Origin of the sequence: Nocardia sp. NPDC049707 (assembly GCF_040674855.1) — a bacterium.
Lineage (GTDB): Bacteria > Actinomycetota > Actinomycetes > Mycobacteriales > Mycobacteriaceae > Nocardia.
In genome coordinates, this window is the sequence record NZ_JBFANN010000001.1 from 383,247 (window position 1) to 398,137 (window position 14,891).

At 64.9% G+C, this 14,891-nt stretch carries 17 protein-coding genes and 1 tRNA gene; 11 read left to right on the plus strand and 7 right to left on the minus strand.

Annotation, left to right across the window (positions count from 1 at the left end; translation table 11 throughout):
* Positions 1–10: 10 nt before the first annotated feature.
* Together AB0J29_RS01925 and AB0J29_RS01930 are read left to right on the plus strand one after the other, a co-directional pair.
* The gene (locus tag AB0J29_RS01925) at positions 11–985 is read left to right on the plus strand and encodes a hypothetical protein (RefSeq protein WP_364777558.1); all 975 of its coding nucleotides are present in this window, start codon (positions 11–13) and stop codon (positions 983–985) included.
* A complete protein-coding gene (locus AB0J29_RS01930; protein ID WP_364777561.1) occupies positions 982–1,587 on the plus strand; it encodes a hypothetical protein in 606 nt (201 codons plus the stop codon). The genes AB0J29_RS01925 and AB0J29_RS01930 overlap by 4 nt, the downstream gene beginning before the upstream one ends.
* A gap of 124 nt (positions 1,588–1,711) precedes the next feature.
* On the opposite strand, the gene AB0J29_RS01935 is transcribed toward AB0J29_RS01930, so the two are convergent.
* The 4 genes from AB0J29_RS01935 to AB0J29_RS01950 all read right to left on the minus strand — a co-directional run bounded on the left by AB0J29_RS01935 (position 1,712) and on the right by AB0J29_RS01950 (position 3,908).
* Complete coding sequence (locus AB0J29_RS01935; RefSeq protein ID WP_364777564.1) at positions 1,712–2,110, minus strand: hypothetical protein; 399 nt, start codon at positions 2,108–2,110, stop codon at positions 1,712–1,714.
* 252 nt (positions 2,111–2,362) lie between these two features.
* On the minus strand, positions 2,363–2,557 hold the full coding sequence (locus tag AB0J29_RS01940) for a hypothetical protein (RefSeq protein WP_364777567.1): 195 nt from the start codon (positions 2,555–2,557) through the stop codon (positions 2,363–2,365).
* A gap of 359 nt (positions 2,558–2,916) precedes the next feature.
* Complete coding sequence (locus tag AB0J29_RS01945; protein WP_364777570.1) at positions 2,917–3,168, minus strand: hypothetical protein; 252 nt, start codon at positions 3,166–3,168, stop codon at positions 2,917–2,919.
* Positions 3,165–3,908 (minus strand): TauD/TfdA family dioxygenase, encoded by a 744-nt coding sequence (locus AB0J29_RS01950; RefSeq protein WP_364777573.1) that lies wholly within the window; start codon positions 3,906–3,908, stop codon positions 3,165–3,167. The genes AB0J29_RS01945 and AB0J29_RS01950 overlap by 4 nt, the downstream gene beginning before the upstream one ends.
* A gap of 96 nt (positions 3,909–4,004) precedes the next feature.
* Here AB0J29_RS01950 and AB0J29_RS01955 point away from each other — a divergent pair, with 96 nt between their 5' ends.
* From AB0J29_RS01955 to AB0J29_RS01980, 6 genes are all read left to right on the plus strand, one after another.
* Entirely contained in the window at positions 4,005–4,433 is a 429-nt protein-coding gene (locus AB0J29_RS01955) for an NUDIX hydrolase (RefSeq protein ID WP_364777576.1), read from the plus strand.
* 9 nt (positions 4,434–4,442) lie between these two features.
* The gene (locus AB0J29_RS01960; RefSeq protein WP_364777579.1) at positions 4,443–5,699 is read left to right on the plus strand and encodes a helix-turn-helix transcriptional regulator; all 1,257 of its coding nucleotides are present in this window, start codon (positions 4,443–4,445) and stop codon (positions 5,697–5,699) included.
* Positions 5,700–5,805: 106 nt separating this feature from the next.
* Entirely contained in the window at positions 5,806–6,204 is a 399-nt protein-coding gene (locus tag AB0J29_RS01965; RefSeq protein ID WP_364777582.1) for a hypothetical protein, read from the plus strand.
* A 292-nt stretch (positions 6,205–6,496) separates the two neighbouring features.
* The gene (locus tag AB0J29_RS01970; protein ID WP_364777585.1) at positions 6,497–6,688 is read left to right on the plus strand and encodes an integrase core domain-containing protein; all 192 of its coding nucleotides are present in this window, start codon (positions 6,497–6,499) and stop codon (positions 6,686–6,688) included.
* Positions 6,689–6,854: 166 nt separating this feature from the next.
* Positions 6,855–7,502 (plus strand): DUF6461 domain-containing protein, encoded by a 648-nt coding sequence (locus tag AB0J29_RS01975; protein WP_364777588.1) that lies wholly within the window; start codon positions 6,855–6,857, stop codon positions 7,500–7,502.
* Positions 7,503–7,693: 191 nt separating this feature from the next.
* Positions 7,694–7,837: an integrase core domain-containing protein gene (locus tag AB0J29_RS01980; RefSeq protein ID WP_364777916.1), complete on the plus strand. Its 144-nt coding sequence runs from the start codon at positions 7,694–7,696 to the stop codon at positions 7,835–7,837.
* Positions 7,838–8,061: 224 nt separating this feature from the next.
* On the opposite strand, the gene AB0J29_RS01985 is transcribed toward AB0J29_RS01980, so the two are convergent.
* Positions 8,062–8,748, minus strand: coding sequence for a sensor domain-containing protein (locus AB0J29_RS01985; protein ID WP_364777591.1), 687 nt, complete (start codon positions 8,746–8,748; stop codon positions 8,062–8,064).
* A gap of 189 nt (positions 8,749–8,937) precedes the next feature.
* Positions 8,938–9,825 carry an RNA polymerase sigma factor SigJ gene (gene sigJ / locus AB0J29_RS01990; protein ID WP_364777594.1) on the minus strand — a complete coding sequence of 296 codons (888 nt, stop codon included), beginning with the start codon at positions 9,823–9,825 and terminating at the stop codon, positions 8,938–8,940.
* 72 nt (positions 9,826–9,897) lie between these two features.
* Between sigJ and AB0J29_RS01995 the strand changes: the two genes are divergently transcribed.
* The 3 genes from AB0J29_RS01995 (at position 9,898) to AB0J29_RS02005 (ending at position 12,869) form a co-directional block, all read left to right on the plus strand.
* Entirely contained in the window at positions 9,898–10,779 is an 882-nt protein-coding gene (locus tag AB0J29_RS01995; protein ID WP_364777597.1) for an alpha/beta hydrolase, read from the plus strand.
* 1,587 nt (positions 10,780–12,366) lie between these two features.
* Positions 12,367–12,451, plus strand: a tRNA-OTHER gene (locus tag AB0J29_RS02000).
* A 187-nt stretch (positions 12,452–12,638) separates the two neighbouring features.
* On the plus strand, positions 12,639–12,869 hold the full coding sequence (locus tag AB0J29_RS02005; RefSeq protein WP_364777600.1) for a hypothetical protein: 231 nt from the start codon (positions 12,639–12,641) through the stop codon (positions 12,867–12,869).
* A 515-nt stretch (positions 12,870–13,384) separates the two neighbouring features.
* Here the strand turns inward: AB0J29_RS02005 and AB0J29_RS02010 are convergent.
* Positions 13,385–14,815 (minus strand): carboxylesterase family protein, encoded by a 1,431-nt coding sequence (locus AB0J29_RS02010; protein WP_364777603.1) that lies wholly within the window; start codon positions 14,813–14,815, stop codon positions 13,385–13,387.
* Positions 14,816–14,891 lie beyond the last annotated feature (76 nt).

Here is a 14,891-nt window from a genome sequence, read left to right on the forward strand (position 1 = left end):
GCCGGTCCTCGTGTCCAACGGCGAAGCCGTCGTCCGCGGCCTAAGCGTGATCGGCGTACACCTGGTCGGCGACGCGCTCGTGTTCGAGCTCGACAACGGCGAGGACCTGGACCCGGTCACCGTGCCCGCCATCGGCGCCGCCGCGGCCTCGGCATCGGCCGCCGCCGCCAGCGGGAGCAGCGCGACCGCCGCCGCGACCGCGGCACAGGGCTCCGTGGACTCGTTCACCCTCGCGATCGGCGCTGTGAGCGAAGGACACGCCGCCGCAACCGTCCACGGTGGCCCACCCGACTGGACTCTCGACCTCGTGCTACCGCCCGGACCGACCGGACCGGACGCCACGCCAGCAGCAGGGACATCATCCAGCTCGCCGGAGACCTCGGTGGGAGTGCCGCCGCACCGACCGTGCCCGCCCTGGCGGGCACGGTCGCCGCGATTCACACACGCGGCGGCCGATATCACAGACTCGACCACGACCGGGCGCGCTGTGCTCACTGCAGCCTCCGCTGCCGCGGTACGCACGGCAATCGGTGCAGGCACGTCGAGCCTGGCTATCGGTACGGTCGCCGGTACCGCCTGCGAAGGCAACGACGCTCGACTCACCAATGCCCGCACACCGACCTCGGCTGGGCAATGCTATGACTTCACGATCAAGAGCCACGCCGGTACGCGCGCCGCGGGCGCAGGGAATGTGATCCCCGAAGGCGTACGGATCGAGCGCGATATCAGCATCCAATCGGTCACATTCCGCGGCGAGACCGCGGGCACCGGCAACCTCGTAGTCGAGCTGCGCCGCAACGGCAGCAACACGGGAATGCCTGCCGCATCGACGATTTCGGCGGCCAACCATGCAGCTGATATGACCGTCACCGCGGGCGGGCCCTGGGCAGTTGCGGCGGGCGACCGGATCATCCCCTACATCGTCACGCCGGACGGTCCGGCAGGCAACGGCCTGCAAGTGTCGATCAAGGCGATCACCACATGATCTTCGTGATGGCCGGGCGCCCCGGCCTGGTGGTTGCCGACGACTTCAACCGCGCCGACGCGGCCAACCTCGGCACCAACTACACCATCCTGGGATCCTCGCCGGTTATCGCATCCGGCCGGGCACAGGGTGGGACACCGACGATAGGGCAGGCGATCGCCTACGCGGCCCGCAACAACACACCGCTGTCGAGCGACGGGCAAGAAATCGCATTCACTCTCGCCACCGCGACCACGGGGTCGTCACCTGGCCTCGGCGGCGGTTGTTTCCTGCGGTCAACCGCGGGCGGCGATCGAGTTGAGGCGGCAATCACCGACTCGCTCGCGGTGATCAGTACCAGAATTGGTGGCACCGCGACAACGCGTGCGAGCGTGGCGATTTCGTCGCCGACCACGGCACGTCTCACCGCGGCCGGCACCCTCTACAGCCTCTACATCAACGGGGCGACGACCCCGACGGTCACCTGGACCGACACCGGCAGCATCATCGGCATCGGTGCGTCCACCCGCTACTTTGGCCTGACCGTGGCAGCGAACACGGACTTCGCTTCGGTGACCACCCGCGCATACGCGATCGACGGCTACGTCGCGCGCGACCTCTAAAGGGAGACAACACAATACCGACGCATGATCGTTGCTGTATCAACAACAGCAGGCCGCACGCTGCAGCAAACGCGCCCCGCCCGAATCCAAGGATCCGGGCGGGGCGCGTTTCGCATGTCTTGGCTCAGCGTCCGACGACTTCCCATCGAGCATTCTCGGCGGCGGGCGATGGCTTGCCGTTCCAAAGGTGCAGCGCGTAATCGCCGTCTTTGAGCTTGGCCTCGTTCTTGTAGTCGGCGCTCATGTCGGCCACGTACAACGCGAACGTCCTCGCACCGAGGTCGGTCGATTTCAACGCCGCGGCGATCGAGGTCGCGATCGGGCGCAGCGAGTCGGCGTCGGCCGACCCCGGCAAGCACAGGTCGAGGGCGACGCCCACCTTGCCCGGCTGGTTGCTCTGGGTGCTCACGCGCCCGGTGATCACCTGCACGCTCGCCGGGAGTTGCAGCCCGGCCGCGAATGCCGCGAGATCAGGGTCGGAAATAGGCGACGACGGATAGCAGCCACCGACAGCGGGCGCCACTGTCGCCGCCGGTACCGCCGACACTGACGAAGAGTGTGCAGCATGGCTGTCCCTCAGTGCTCGTCGAGCTGCAAGCCGCGACCGCTACGGACGCAGCGGCGAATACCAGAACACTCGCAACGGATTTCATGAATTCCCCAATTCCCCTCATCGGCGCACGGTGACGCTAGTTGTCGTCGAATGTGTCGTCGACGGATCGATCTGTGCTACAGAATGCGCCCGCCCCTCTGCGAGGGCCGGGCGCTGTCGTTGTCATGTGGTTGGCGGCTTCGGTTCAAAGTCGCCATAGCGTCGGGGGCCGGGTGCGGCGGCGGCGAGTTCGGTTGCCGCCCGTTGCAGCGCCACCGCCGCCGGATGCTCGGCGCCGAGCAGGGCCGCTGCTTCCTCGTAGATCGGCTGAATCCTGTCCCGCAACTCGCGGGACTTGGTCAGGTCCATCTCGGGCACTGAGATCCTCTCCTATTCCGAATCAGCTTCCGGATTGATATCGGCGAGCCCAGTCGACCACCGTGCGTAGGTCTCCTGAGTGTCTACGGCGACCACGTCCGCGATCTGGACCAGTCGGGCGTGCACTTCGCCGCCGTCGAAATGTGCGAGGCTCGGTACGAAAACAGCTTCGGCGTGGGTCCGGGATACCGCTACGCGTAGCCGATGAATCGGGCGATCGGTGTCAGGCCCGAACGTCAAGATCTTGCAAAGGTCGTAGCCGAATCTCGCTGCGAGACTTCGAATTTGGGGCTCATACCATTGTTGCCGAACGCCCGAGACATCCTTGCGGAGATAGCCGATAGCCGGTGGTGCGGACATCACAGCCTCGCTTTACGGCGCTCTGTGCGACGCAGTCGACCGGATGCCTCGAGGGCGCGCATGGCCGCCCCTTTCTGTCGGCACTGCACAGTTTCGCTGTGCAAGTGGATCTGCCACAGGCGGTGTGCCTGTTCGAGGGTGAGCGGGCCGGGCTCGAAACCGCATTCGTCGTAGTAGGGGTAGTGGTTCGGATCGTCTGGGCCGTTCTCGAAACGGATCGCGATGCGCACAGTCGCGTAGTCGACGTTCATCGGGGCACCGCCGCAATGCTCGAGACATCGAACCCCGATGGGATGGCGAACTCGGGGTGCGGATCGAGGCTGAGCCGGTGCATGGCGCGATCTCCAGTAAACGCCGTGCGACCGTGCAGCCAGCGGTGATTGTGCATCACGTAGCCCTGTCCAGGATCGAGCATGAATCTGAGCGTGTGCCGCTCGACGGTCTCGTCCAGTACCGGCAGCCAGCGCGTCACATCCGGGGAGAATTTCACCAAGGCATCGCGTCGATACCGCACTCGGATTCGCCCGCCCTTCGCCTGCTCGAACACCGAACCCAAATATCCAGCGGCACCGCCGAACAACGCCGTGCGAGGCTGCGAGAATGCCTGCGCTGCCTCGGGCTCGTTCAGCATGAGGTCGGCGTACACGCTGCGGCCGTCGATGGCGATGCACTCGCCGCCGGAAGCGGCGCGGCGACCACACACCACCATGAGTAATGCAGGCGGTTCGGTCACGCCGGACCGGTCGGTGTGCGGTGACAATGCGCCAGCGCCGAATCCTTCGAACCCCATCCGCTGGGCAATGCTGCCGCGGTTCTCCAGCGTGGTGATTCCGTCGCCGTCGCTGTCACGGTGCGGGATGATGCGCCCGAGCGACGCGCCGAGCGTCACCAGCTGCGCGCGGGAGCTGATGCGGTCGAATCGTGCAATCCCGTCTGTGGCGAGCCCGGCCGCGACGCCTGCCGCCCAATCCTGCTGCAAGTCAACGAACATGGGGTAACGGTGCGCCGTCGTTACCTGGGGGTCCACTGACAAATTGTCAACGCCAACCGCCCGGCTGCGTGTCATTTGTGCTGCTAGCGTTCGGGCATGACTGCCTCCGGTTATGTGCCGCAGAAGTACTCGATCTCGATCAAGGGCGTGGTCGTCCGCGATGGCCGCGTGTTGCTGTTGAAGAACGAACGCAACGAGTGGGAGCTACCCGGCGGCCGGATCGAGCCGGACGAGACGCCCGAGGAATGCGTTGCCCGGGAGATCACGGAAGAGACGCAATGGCCGGTCACCACCGGACCGATTCTCGATACGTGGATGTACTACATCAACGAAGTCGAGCGGCACGTGTTCATCGTGACCTACGGCTGCTACCCCGACACCAACGCCGAGCCCGTTCTCTCGCACGAACATAAAGAGGTCGGGCTGTTCCGTGAGGGCGAAATCGCCGGATTGAACATGCCGGACGGCTACAAGCGGTCCATCATGACATGGTTCGCACAGTTGAGGGCCGCGGAGAGCGTCTAAGGGGAGACCATGGACGCGCGCAGGTGTCAGGCGTGCGGCGTCACGATAAGCCGCCTCGCGGTCGACGCCGTATGCCCTACCTGCGCCGCCAGCAACAGCGCCCGGCAACCCGCGGTGCGCACCGCGACGATAGCCCCCGCCATCTGGCCTTGGGCCACCCCCGAGGCGACGACCGCGATCGCGACCCGCGACCTGCCGACCATCCTGCGCGCGTACCGAAGGATCAACCGGCTCAATCAAGTACAGCTCGGCGAGTTGCTCGGCTACGACAAGTCCTACGTTTCGATGCTCGAGACCGGCCGCCGCGCGATCACCGACGTGACCACTCGCCGGTACATCGCCTCGCGACTCGGCATCCCCGCTCACGTTCTCGGCGTCACCGGAACCGACGACGCCGAATACCGGGCGATGCTCCAATTCGGCGACAGCACAGTACGACTCGCCGAAATAGCCCGCCAGTCCGGACACGCGGTCGAGGCCGTCAACGAACTCTGGCCGCTCGTGGCCAGACTCGAGGCGCGTGCAGCCGAGGGGCACATGGAGCGCGACAGCTTAATTCTGCTCGCGCAGGTGCGCGTTGCGCTCGGTGTATCGCTCGGCACCGTGCTGCCCGAGGAACGGCTCTCGTCCGCGGCGCGCTGGACCGGGCAGGCTGTCACGATCGCCGAGCATCTCGACGACCCTGGATTTCACGCCCTCACGCTCCGGATGCACGGCAACGAACTTCGCAAGGCGGGACATGTTCGAGCCGCCGTCGACCGGCTACAGCAGTCGCTCGAGCTGTCCGACGCCCCGGCCGACCGCGGCGGGTCGCTGGCATTTCTGTGCCGGGTGCTCGGCGAACTCGGCGACGCCGCGCAATTCGACACCGCGGTCGCCGACTACCGACGGTTGCTCGACGGCAACCCCGGTAGTGGTCTCCTGTTCCAGCCCTTCACACTGCGCGAGATCCAGCTACGCGGGTTGCTCGGCACCGGACGCCCAGCAGAGGCAGGACAACACCTCGACGACAGCGCGGGCGCGCCCGCCGCGCCACAATGGCAGATCATCGAGCGCGTCACAGCCGGGGAAGTTCTCGCAGCGATCGGCGAAACGGACGCGGCGTCATCGGCATTCAGCGAGGCCGTCACGTCGGCCGAACACCATCGGCTACCGCACCAGATACAGCGAGTCGTCCGTGCGTCGATCGGTGCCGGACTGCGCGAACTCACTGCCGATGCGTCGGCGGCGCTGGACCGCATACGTACGGCACTGGCCGACCGGTAGAGGTCTACCGGCAGCGATACCGGAAATGTTTCAAATCCGCGCATTCCGCACCATCTGCCCCGGCATCGTGCACACCAATATCGTTGCCACAACCAGATTTTCGGGTATGAGCCCGGTTCACAACCCCAGCGCCGTTTCGGTCAAACAGGACACCCGGCCGATCTCAGTGGTCATCTCGGTCCGTCGTAGTCGGGCGGCGGGTCGTTGGCCCGCGCCGGGTCTGCTAGGTACTCCGGGTCGCGGAGGGCAGCACTACAGCCCAGCCGACATCACTTGGCGCATAACGGAGTCCGGGATTCTGGAGCATTTCAAGCACCTGCTCGACCTGTTCGTGCGACGGCGGCGGGGGCACCTCGGCGCACACAGCGCGATACACGTCATCAGCGGTGAGGTCGCTGCGCCGCGGTATCGCGTCGACCACTGCGGTGATCAGTCGTTCGAAGTCTGCGTCTATATCGTTCCTCTGGTGCGGCACGGGCATTGGGCGCCGCGCGGCGGCGTGTAGACGGTGGCGCGGCAGGCGCATTCGTGAGTGCGATGCCCAGACCAACCGTCGCCGATGCACGGAATCCAGCCGACGAGCATCCTGCCGCGCTGCAGCGGATGCCCCTTCGGGCATCGTGTAGGCGCCGGCTCGACCCACCCGCGCGGGGTGCGCACCAACCGATCGGGTCGCACCACCCTGCCGTCGACGGCGTACAGGATCCGTGCAGCCATACAGCAAGGTTACAGCAACTCGAACCTGTGTTCGATAAATTGCCTCTCTAGCGCGTCAAACTTTCTGGCAGAGTTGCTCGGTGCACCTGTTCCGCGGGGCGATCGCCAATGGCGATGCTTTGGACATGGAGGTACATCGGTTCCGCATCCTGTACAACACCATCCGGCCCCACCAGGCGCACAACGATCGGACACCCGCGCGGCCCACATCGGCTATGAACAGCGGACGACCGCTCGATAAGCGGCATTTCCGGACGTTCGGCTTTCAATGAGTCTCGCAACAACCCGGCGCGTGGAACCGGCTTGTCCGCCGCAGTGGCCGTCGCCCCTAGACGACGGCCCCGGGCGGCCCGGCCATGAATGTCGGTGGCGCATGGCAGTGTCAGTCGCTGTGACTGCTTCAGCTGATGACGACGCCTGGTTTCATGATCATGGACTGTGTTTCCCGACCTTGATCGCGATCAACGAACCGGGGGCGTCGTGAACACCATGACCGGTGGCCTTGGGTGGATGTACGGCAGGGATCTGCCGCTGGTCAGCCTCACCTTCGCGCGTCAGATCAACGCCCGGGAGCTATTGGAGCGGATGGGCGTCGACCAAAACACCGTGGCAGTGCGCGGGCTGGATGACTTCCATTACGAGCTGGGCAACCTTCTCTACACATCCGACGGATATGTGGTCACCGCAGGGCATTACAGAAGCTGGGCCTGGGTTGAGGAGCACGGCAGCTGGAAATCCCTCCATGACCGAGGACTGCTGCTGCGTGCCTCGATCGGCACCGCGGCACTGGAGTTGCACGCCACCATGAAACCGGGAGCGGTGTTCCGGTACGCCGAGCACGGCCGCCTCATCACCGGACTCGACACCACGGACATCTTCAGACAGACAGGCAGCGACCCGCACCGCTTCGACACCGAGCTGCAGGCCCTCGGCGCCCGGCCCGAAGAAGGCGAATACGGCCTCTCAGGGTCCCTCGGAATGTTCTACAGGCTTGCAGAGAACCTCGGCGTCGGGGTGCCTGAAGAAGATGCCCGCATCGACCGTCCCGTCCTCAGCGGCCGGCTCCTGCCCCCAGCCTCGCGGTAGTTGCCGAGTCACCCAACACTCGCGCCGACGTTTCGTGTGATGCGTACGAATCATCACAGAATCGGCATTACCGAGCACTCTCAGGTGATCTTGACACCTGTGGCATCAACCCCAAGACCAGCGAGATCCTGCCAAGATCTTGACTCGAGACATTCTTCGGCACCTTGAAATACGAGCACCTTTTCCGCGGCGTGCTCGCCGATGGTGATGCTCTGGATATGGAGGTTCACCGCTTCCGGATCATCTACAACACGATCAGGCCGCACCAAGCGATCGACGACCGAACACCTAGTTCGGCGTTCGTTGGTTGTGATCAGCGGAAAATCGAGCGATAAGCGGCAAAGTAGTGCATTTTCGCCGATCTGCATCTGGATGCGTCACGTCGCAGCGGCAGGACCTCGCTGATGCGCAGCCCCAAACTCACCATTGAGTAGTGAACTCGACCGGTGGCAGTCCTTCCTGGTGGCGCAGGTGGTCAGCGACGGCGCATGACTGGGCTGTCCAATTGCGCTGAGTCGATGTCTGGCCGTGTCACCGCTCTGCGGGGCGCGACCACCGCCTACGAGCGCGGCGCGGTCGACTCCGCGGAGACGGCCGCTGCCCGGCTGGTGGTCGGATCCTGAATGCGTCCCTGCATGACGGCGAGCCGGGTGAGCAGGGTCTGCGCGAAGGCGGCTTGCAGGGCGGCGCTGCCCCGCTGGACGGTGTACACAGTGAGCAGCGCTACGACACCGACGATCGTGTTAAAGACTGTCCGGTTGTGGGCGGTGTCCGCGCCCATGATCGTCTCCATGACGATGTCGTGGCTGTCGCCATAGGGAATGAACCTGCCCCAGAACCAGTACGTCAATCCACCCAGCGTCATTGCCCACCACACGATCGGCAGCACGAAGGTGATGATCGCGATCGGTAGGTTGACGACGGCGTACAACAGATCCAGCCAGCTCTGCCCCTGCCCGATCGGCGCGGTGATCCGACGAAACCACCCCGCCCCCTCCGGTGCCTCGGCGTACCGAGGCCGTGGTGTCACCCTGCCCGTCAACTGCAGAAGGCGTACGCGCTCGATGTCGGCGAAACCGCGCGCGAACAGCAGCGTCAGCGCGAGCAGCGGAATCCCGATGAAGATCACCGCAGTGCCGATGCTCGCCGCGAAAAGGGACACAAGGAGGCTGAAACTGACCAATGCGAGGGGCAATCCTAGGAACGTGTATGCGAAGTCGAGGCCCAAGCGCCGGATGATCGTCACGCAGACAACGCTAGGACCACACCCAGCGAGACCCCATCCAACCCTGGTAGGGGATTGGGCTACCCCCAGGGAGGGACGCAATTGCCACTACGCGCTGCGAGACCGCGCGACCAGCGGCATGTGCGGATGTTCTCCGCCGCGCCGGAGGGGCCGGGCAGGCGGGGAAGGGTCAGCAGAATTCGAGAGCGCTCATGTCTCGTTCCAGCGAGCATTGAGGCGTGCGAGCTTGTCGGGATTGCCGATGGCGCGGATCGCGACCACGTGGTTGTCATGGGACTCCAACGCGATCACGACCATGACTTGGCCCACGAGTGACACGACCACCCCTGGCTCGCCGTTCACCGACACGACCCGGAAGTCGGCGCCCGCTCCGAATAGTGTTCTGGCGAGCGTGACGCCGACCAGCTCGGCGCCGACCAGTGGTCCGAGGGGGGCGCCGGCGACTCGCCCGCCGGAGTCGAATTCGCCGACCACGTCGTGAGCGAGTACCTCCATCAGTGCCGCCAGGTCGCCGGTGGTGCAGGCGTGTGCAAATCTCTCGGCAACCGCGCGCGCCTGTGCTGGTGAGACCTCGAACCGCGGCTCAGGGTTGTCGCGCAGCGCGGCTCGAGCACGACTGGCCAGCTTCCGGGCCGCGGCCGGTGAGCGGCCGACCACCCCGGCGATCTCCTCGAAGCTCACTCCGAAGACATCGTGGAGCACGAACGCGACGCGTTCGGCCGGGCTGAGGGCGTGCAGCGCCGCCAAAAGCGCCAGGCGCACGCTGTCGTCGAGGGTGACCTGATCTGCTGGGTCGAGATCGGTGCCGGCCAGCTCGACGAGCGGTTCGGGCAGCCACGGCCCGACGTAGCGGGCCCGGGTGCGGTCGGCGCGCAGCCGGTCGAGGCAGACTCGGCCCGCAACGGTGACCAGCCAGCCTTCGACATCGTCGATGCCCTCGCAGCCGTGGCGGGTGAGTCTGGCGAAGGTCTCTTGCACGGCGTCTTCGGCGTCGACGAGGGTACCGAGCATGCGGTAGGAGACGTCGAGCACCCGCCGCCGGTGCAGGTGCCAAGCCTGCTCGATGATGTCGCTCATACATACCTCCGACGAATGAGCCTGGTGAAGCGTGACCGTCACACACGACCGCGCCGACACGTCCTTAGAGATATGACCCTTACTACCAAACCCGCTCGGCCTGACTGGCTTACTACGCAGGATTGGCCCCACCCGCTGTACGCGTTCGATTTCGACGGGCGCCGCGTCGTCTACACCGATACCGGCGGTGACCGTCCGGTCCTGCTCATGGTCCACGCCGGACTCTGGTCGCTGCTGTGGGCTGATCTGATCAGCCACCTCGAGGACCGGTACCGGTGCGTGACCCTCGATCTGCCTGGAACGGGACTCTCCGATCCCGGCGAGGCCACGGTGGCATCGGCCGCGCACACGATCACGTCATTCATCGACCATCTCGACCTCGACGCCGTGACACTGGTCGTACACGACCTCGGGGGCCTGGCCACACTCGCTGCTGTACACGATCGAGTCGACCGCGTGGCCGCACTGGTGGCCATGAACACCTTCGGCTGGCGGCCCCGCGGCATGCTGTCGCTCGCACTGCGATTCTTCGGCTCGGAGCTGATGCGGGAGGTCAACGCATGGCTTGGGTTGCTCGCCTGGGCGAGTGCGACAAGGTTCGGTGTCGGCAGACGATGGAACCGCACCCGTAAGACTGCGTGGCGACGTGGTCTGCGCGACCGCGACCGTCGCCGGTTCTTGCACCGAATGTTTCGCGACGCGACCCGCGACCGCGCCACCGCCACACGCGCAGAAAGCACGGTCACCGCGCTGGCCGGCCGACCGATGATGACGGTATTCGGCCGACTCGGCGACTACTTCTTCTTCGTTCGCCGTTGGCGGCGTCTGTTCCCGTGCCTGACCAGGGTCACCGTGCCCTGGGGGCTGCACTTTCCGATGGCCGACAACCCGCAGCTCGTGGCCGATGCCATCGACCGCTGGCACCGCAGCCATGTGGGCCGTGCTCAACTTTGAATCCCACTGCCGAGTCCGGCTGGCTACCGGCCCTCTGATTCCGCTGCACCTTCGACATCCGCCACTCGGCATTACAGAGCAATCTCAGATGATCTCGCCACCCGTGGCGAAAAACCTGCCAGATCCTTGACACAAGACACTCGGTTATGGACAACCCCGGACAGATCCATGCCCGAAGGAACCGCATGGCCCGCGCGTCGCGTCGAACCCTGACATGAGCCACAAGGTGCGTGAAGAACTCGCCGAGCTCGGCCACAACCCGACGATCTGCGGCTACAACTCGAGCTGGCCTGGATTCGATTTCTGATGCGGCGCTTGGCGATTGAACGAGGAGACCGACCGCGTCATCTGGGCCGGTCGCATTGATGTGTCGACGCCGTTGACGGTCGTGGTCACCGTGTAGGGGTTGCGTCCGGCCTCGGCGGGGCGGCGGGGTTCGGTACCGCGGCGTCGTACGCTTCGCGGGCGTCGCGGACCATCTTCGCCAACCGCCGCATCGTCTCGTGGGGCATGTGGGCGCGGCGTAGCGCGGTGCGATCCAACTCTGACGCGACGCGATCCAAGGTCGTCCAAGCCGCTTGGATGGGGGTGCGCTCGGCGGGCATACCGCGGATCTTCGCACGACTGACCGACAGAAATCCGACTTCGAGCGTGCACCCGCTAATCATGGGTGCACGCTCGACCGCTGTTTATCCGGTTTTGCGCCGGTAGGCGCGTCTTTTGCTGTTGGCTCCCGGTCATTGTTGGGCGGTGTGGACACGCCGGTGGCCTCGCGTTCCTTCCTCGTGCAGGACTGGCATTTGCCGTTGGCGCCTGGCCGACGAAGTTAGTTCTACGAGGATTGACGTATGCGTTCCTTCCCGCACTTCCTACATCGATAGGTGGTGGTGGAAGAAGCATTCGCCCAGCGCCACCCGACCTGTTCAAAGTCGTGACCGCACCTTCCGACCCAGTAGACCTTGTACCACGCATCCTCGGCTAGGGCAAACGCGAAGCCAATCGCGAGGGAAATGAGGATCCCGATGATCGGGGACAGGACGAGTATTCCCAGTACGAGAAGCAAAAGCTGCCACCAGGTCATTTGGAATCCCCCTTCACGACCAAGGCGAGTATAAGGGCCACCATCGACAACATCGCCCCGATCAACCGCATTTTACTTTGCGGCTCAGGGCATTGACCTTGGTTCGGGGCCGAGGAATTCATCACCACCGGTGCCCGCTACCCCGACCTGTACGACCCGCTCCCGTTTGGCTTCGGCGACGGGGCCGCCCCGCTGGCTAGTGACGGGGCCGCCCCGCTGGCTAGTTCGGTGATCTCCGACGTCGTTCTTTGTCGAATCTCGACGACAGTCTGAACCGGCTGGATGTCGTATCGGCGAAATCCGACGTCACGGTGTCTGCTGACATCCGCACCATCGTCGGCGTTTCCGGGTGTTGCGGTCAGTTGAGGACATCGCATCGAAGCCGTGAATCATCGCTGTGTTGACGGTGACAGCCTTCGTGTGCTCGGCGTTACTGCTCGGGCGCCTTGATCGGCTGACGGATTCACGAGGGGGCTTAGCCTACAAAGTTGCATACATTGCGTCGTATAAATGCCGTTTGAACTGGCAATTGTTGTCCATATCGTCCGCCTCACACGCGGAAGGTCGCTGGTTCGAAACCAGCTGGGACCACTCTAAAATCGCTGGTCAGCGAATTTTTGGGCGATGTTTCATCATCTTCCCTGTTGATCAATGCGTTCGGCGATCTCGAGGCGCGTAGGTCTGCCAGGTGCCTCCGGCTGCGGCACAAATTCGGGTGATGTATTTTGCGCTGAAGCCGAGACGGGCGGGCGTGGATGGTGAATCAGACACTCACACATTGGTCAGCCGCAAAGTCTCCAACGCGTCGCAGGACGACCCGGTGAGCTTCCACGGAGTTCACTCCGACGATTTGATCGCCACATACAACTACGGCGGCACAATCCAGGGGGTCGCGGAGCAGAGGTTGGAGATCCCCTTCCTGGGTGGTCAGGATGGCTGGAGTGGGCCGCCGTCGGTGGTCGTCGCTCATGTGACTGTCCGACCTGATCATGGTGCGGCCCAGCACTGAGGGGGCGGGGCCAGCGGTGGTCGCACTCGAGTGAACTCGACAACGTAGCCGCGCGAAGCGGGCACAGGGCCCAGAAATATCCGCCGGACAGACCCTAGGGACCCGGGGGCCCGGAATATGGTGTGCCGATTGCGGTGACGAGGTAGACATCCAGCGTCTCGTTTGCGGGGCGATGCTGATCCGGTAGGAGTGGAACTCGCCGGTGTTGTCGCGGTGATGCAGAGTCCACACCATCGCCGACGGCGAAGAGGTCTTCCCTGGCGTGCGCGCCCTTGCCACCTCCGGACACAGCCTCGGCCACCTCGCCTTCGACATCACCTCGCCCGGCCACCGGTTGATCGTGTTCGGCGACGCCATGCAAACCCCGCTCCAGATCACACACCTCGAACTGAGCGCCGCCGTCGATGACAACCCTGTCGAATCCACGATGCCGGTTCTCGCCCTCGAGCCTGCGCGCGCTCTCGGGTGTGTCGCGGTGTCGAGGGTGTGGTTATCGACCTTGGACAGTGTGCGATTCAGGCGAAGTAGCGGATACGGGTGGGTGTGGCTGGAGCGTAGGGCAGCCAATCGGGGATTTGGTCCGCCGTGACGAACATAGTGATGGCGGTGGCGAAGGTTTTGCTGAGGGTGTGTTGGGTGTCGCCGACTTTGCCGAGCATCGGGCTGTCCGTGTAGGCGTCGAAGGTGCCGAAGAGGAAGGGGAGTTCGCTGCAGTGGGTGGCGCCGAGGGCGTGTTCGTCGGTGGGCGGGTGGTAGTCGAATTGGTAGACGAAGGTGGGGTTTCCGCCGGCCGAGTGATGGTCGGCGATCTGCAGTGTCCCGTTGCGGAACAGTTCGTCGGTCTCGATCTCGGTGACGATCCGAGCCGGGGTCGCGTCCGGATGCTGGGCCGCATATCGCTGGTATGTCTGCTGCGCCTGCGAGCCGGCGACGACGTCGAGTGCGCCCTCGGCCGTGATGTTCTGGATGCGGGGGTCGAATCCGAAGAAGGCGGTCGCCTCGTTCTGTGTGGTGCCGATCAGCAGGGCCTTGCCTTCGAGGTCGCCGTCCATGAGCGAGTCATGCCAAGCGCGAGGTACGCCCGGTGCGCCGAGGACCGGATACATCGGTGGAGCAACATTCCCCAGGCGGGCATGCTGTTGAGCGAGTTGTCCGTAGGCCACCAGTAGCTGTTCGACAGGCAAGGCGCGCAATGCTTTTCCACTCGCGACCCCGGCCGGGACATCGAGCAGGCACAGATACTCTTCGGCGATCGCGGCCGCCTGCTGGGGATCCTGTGGTGTCAAACCCCAGGGCCCGCTTTGCAGGAGCGCACCGGTGATCAATCCGGAGGTCTGCGGGTCGAGCGCCAGCGACAGCGCGGAGTATGCCCCGGCGGATTGCCCGCCGACGGTGACGTGGCCCGGGTCGCCGCCGAACGAGCCGATATTGTCTCGGACCCAATGCAACACGGCGGCCTGGTCCTGCGCGCCGAGGTTCTCGGCGCCGATCTCGGGCAGGTACAGGTAGCCCAGGGCTCCCAGGCGGTAGTTCGCGGTCACGACCACCATGTCCCCGAGCGCTGCCAGGTGGGTGCCGTCGTACCAGTCCCAGCCGCCGGAGCCGCTGGTGAACCCGCCGCCATGGAACCAGACCAGGACCGGGCGCGACGACTCGTCGTCGAGTGCGGTCTGCGGAGTGTAGACGTTGAGAGTCAGGCAGCCGTCCTCGTTCCAGTCGGGGGTGCGGTGGCCCATGACCAATTCCAGGCGCGAAGCCGCCTGCGGTACCGCCGGTCCGGCCTGCGTCGTTTCCCGGATCCCTTGCCATCCCGGGTGCGGGCGTGGCGGCGCGAATCGCAAGTCATCGATGGGCGATGCGGCATAAGGGATTCCGCGGAAGGCGACTACCTCACCGTCTGCGGTACCCCGCACGGTGCCTCGGCTCGTGGCTGCGGTTGTCTTCATGGTCGGTCCCTCCCTCGATGTATCGAGACCATTGCATCGGCGTTGCCGCATTCTGGCCAGAAGTACCGTTCCGAAA

Bases quoted from the DNA above. Each gene is read 5' to 3' on its own strand.
- AB0J29_RS01930 (WP_364777561.1), top strand. From the start codon at position 982: ATGATCTTCGTGATGGCCGGGCGCCCCGGCCTGGTGGTTGCCGACGAC.
- AB0J29_RS01945 (WP_364777570.1), bottom strand. From the start codon at position 3,168: ATGAACGTCGACTACGCGACTGTGCGCATCGCGATCCGTTTCGAGAAC.
- AB0J29_RS01950 (WP_364777573.1), bottom strand. From the start codon at position 3,908: ATGTTCGTTGACTTGCAGCAGGATTGGGCGGCAGGCGTCGCGGCCGGG.
- AB0J29_RS01955 (WP_364777576.1), top strand. From the start codon at position 4,005: ATGACTGCCTCCGGTTATGTGCCGCAGAAGTACTCGATCTCGATCAAG.
- AB0J29_RS01960 (WP_364777579.1), top strand. From the start codon at position 4,443: ATGGACGCGCGCAGGTGTCAGGCGTGCGGCGTCACGATAAGCCGCCTC.
- AB0J29_RS01965 (WP_364777582.1), top strand. From the start codon at position 5,806: ATGAGCCCGGTTCACAACCCCAGCGCCGTTTCGGTCAAACAGGACACC.
- sigJ (WP_364777594.1), bottom strand. From the start codon at position 9,825: ATGAGCGACATCATCGAGCAGGCTTGGCACCTGCACCGGCGGCGGGTG.
- AB0J29_RS01995 (WP_364777597.1), top strand. From the start codon at position 9,898: ATGACCCTTACTACCAAACCCGCTCGGCCTGACTGGCTTACTACGCAG.
- AB0J29_RS02010 (WP_364777603.1), bottom strand. From the start codon at position 14,815: ATGAAGACAACCGCAGCCACGAGCCGAGGCACCGTGCGGGGTACCGCA.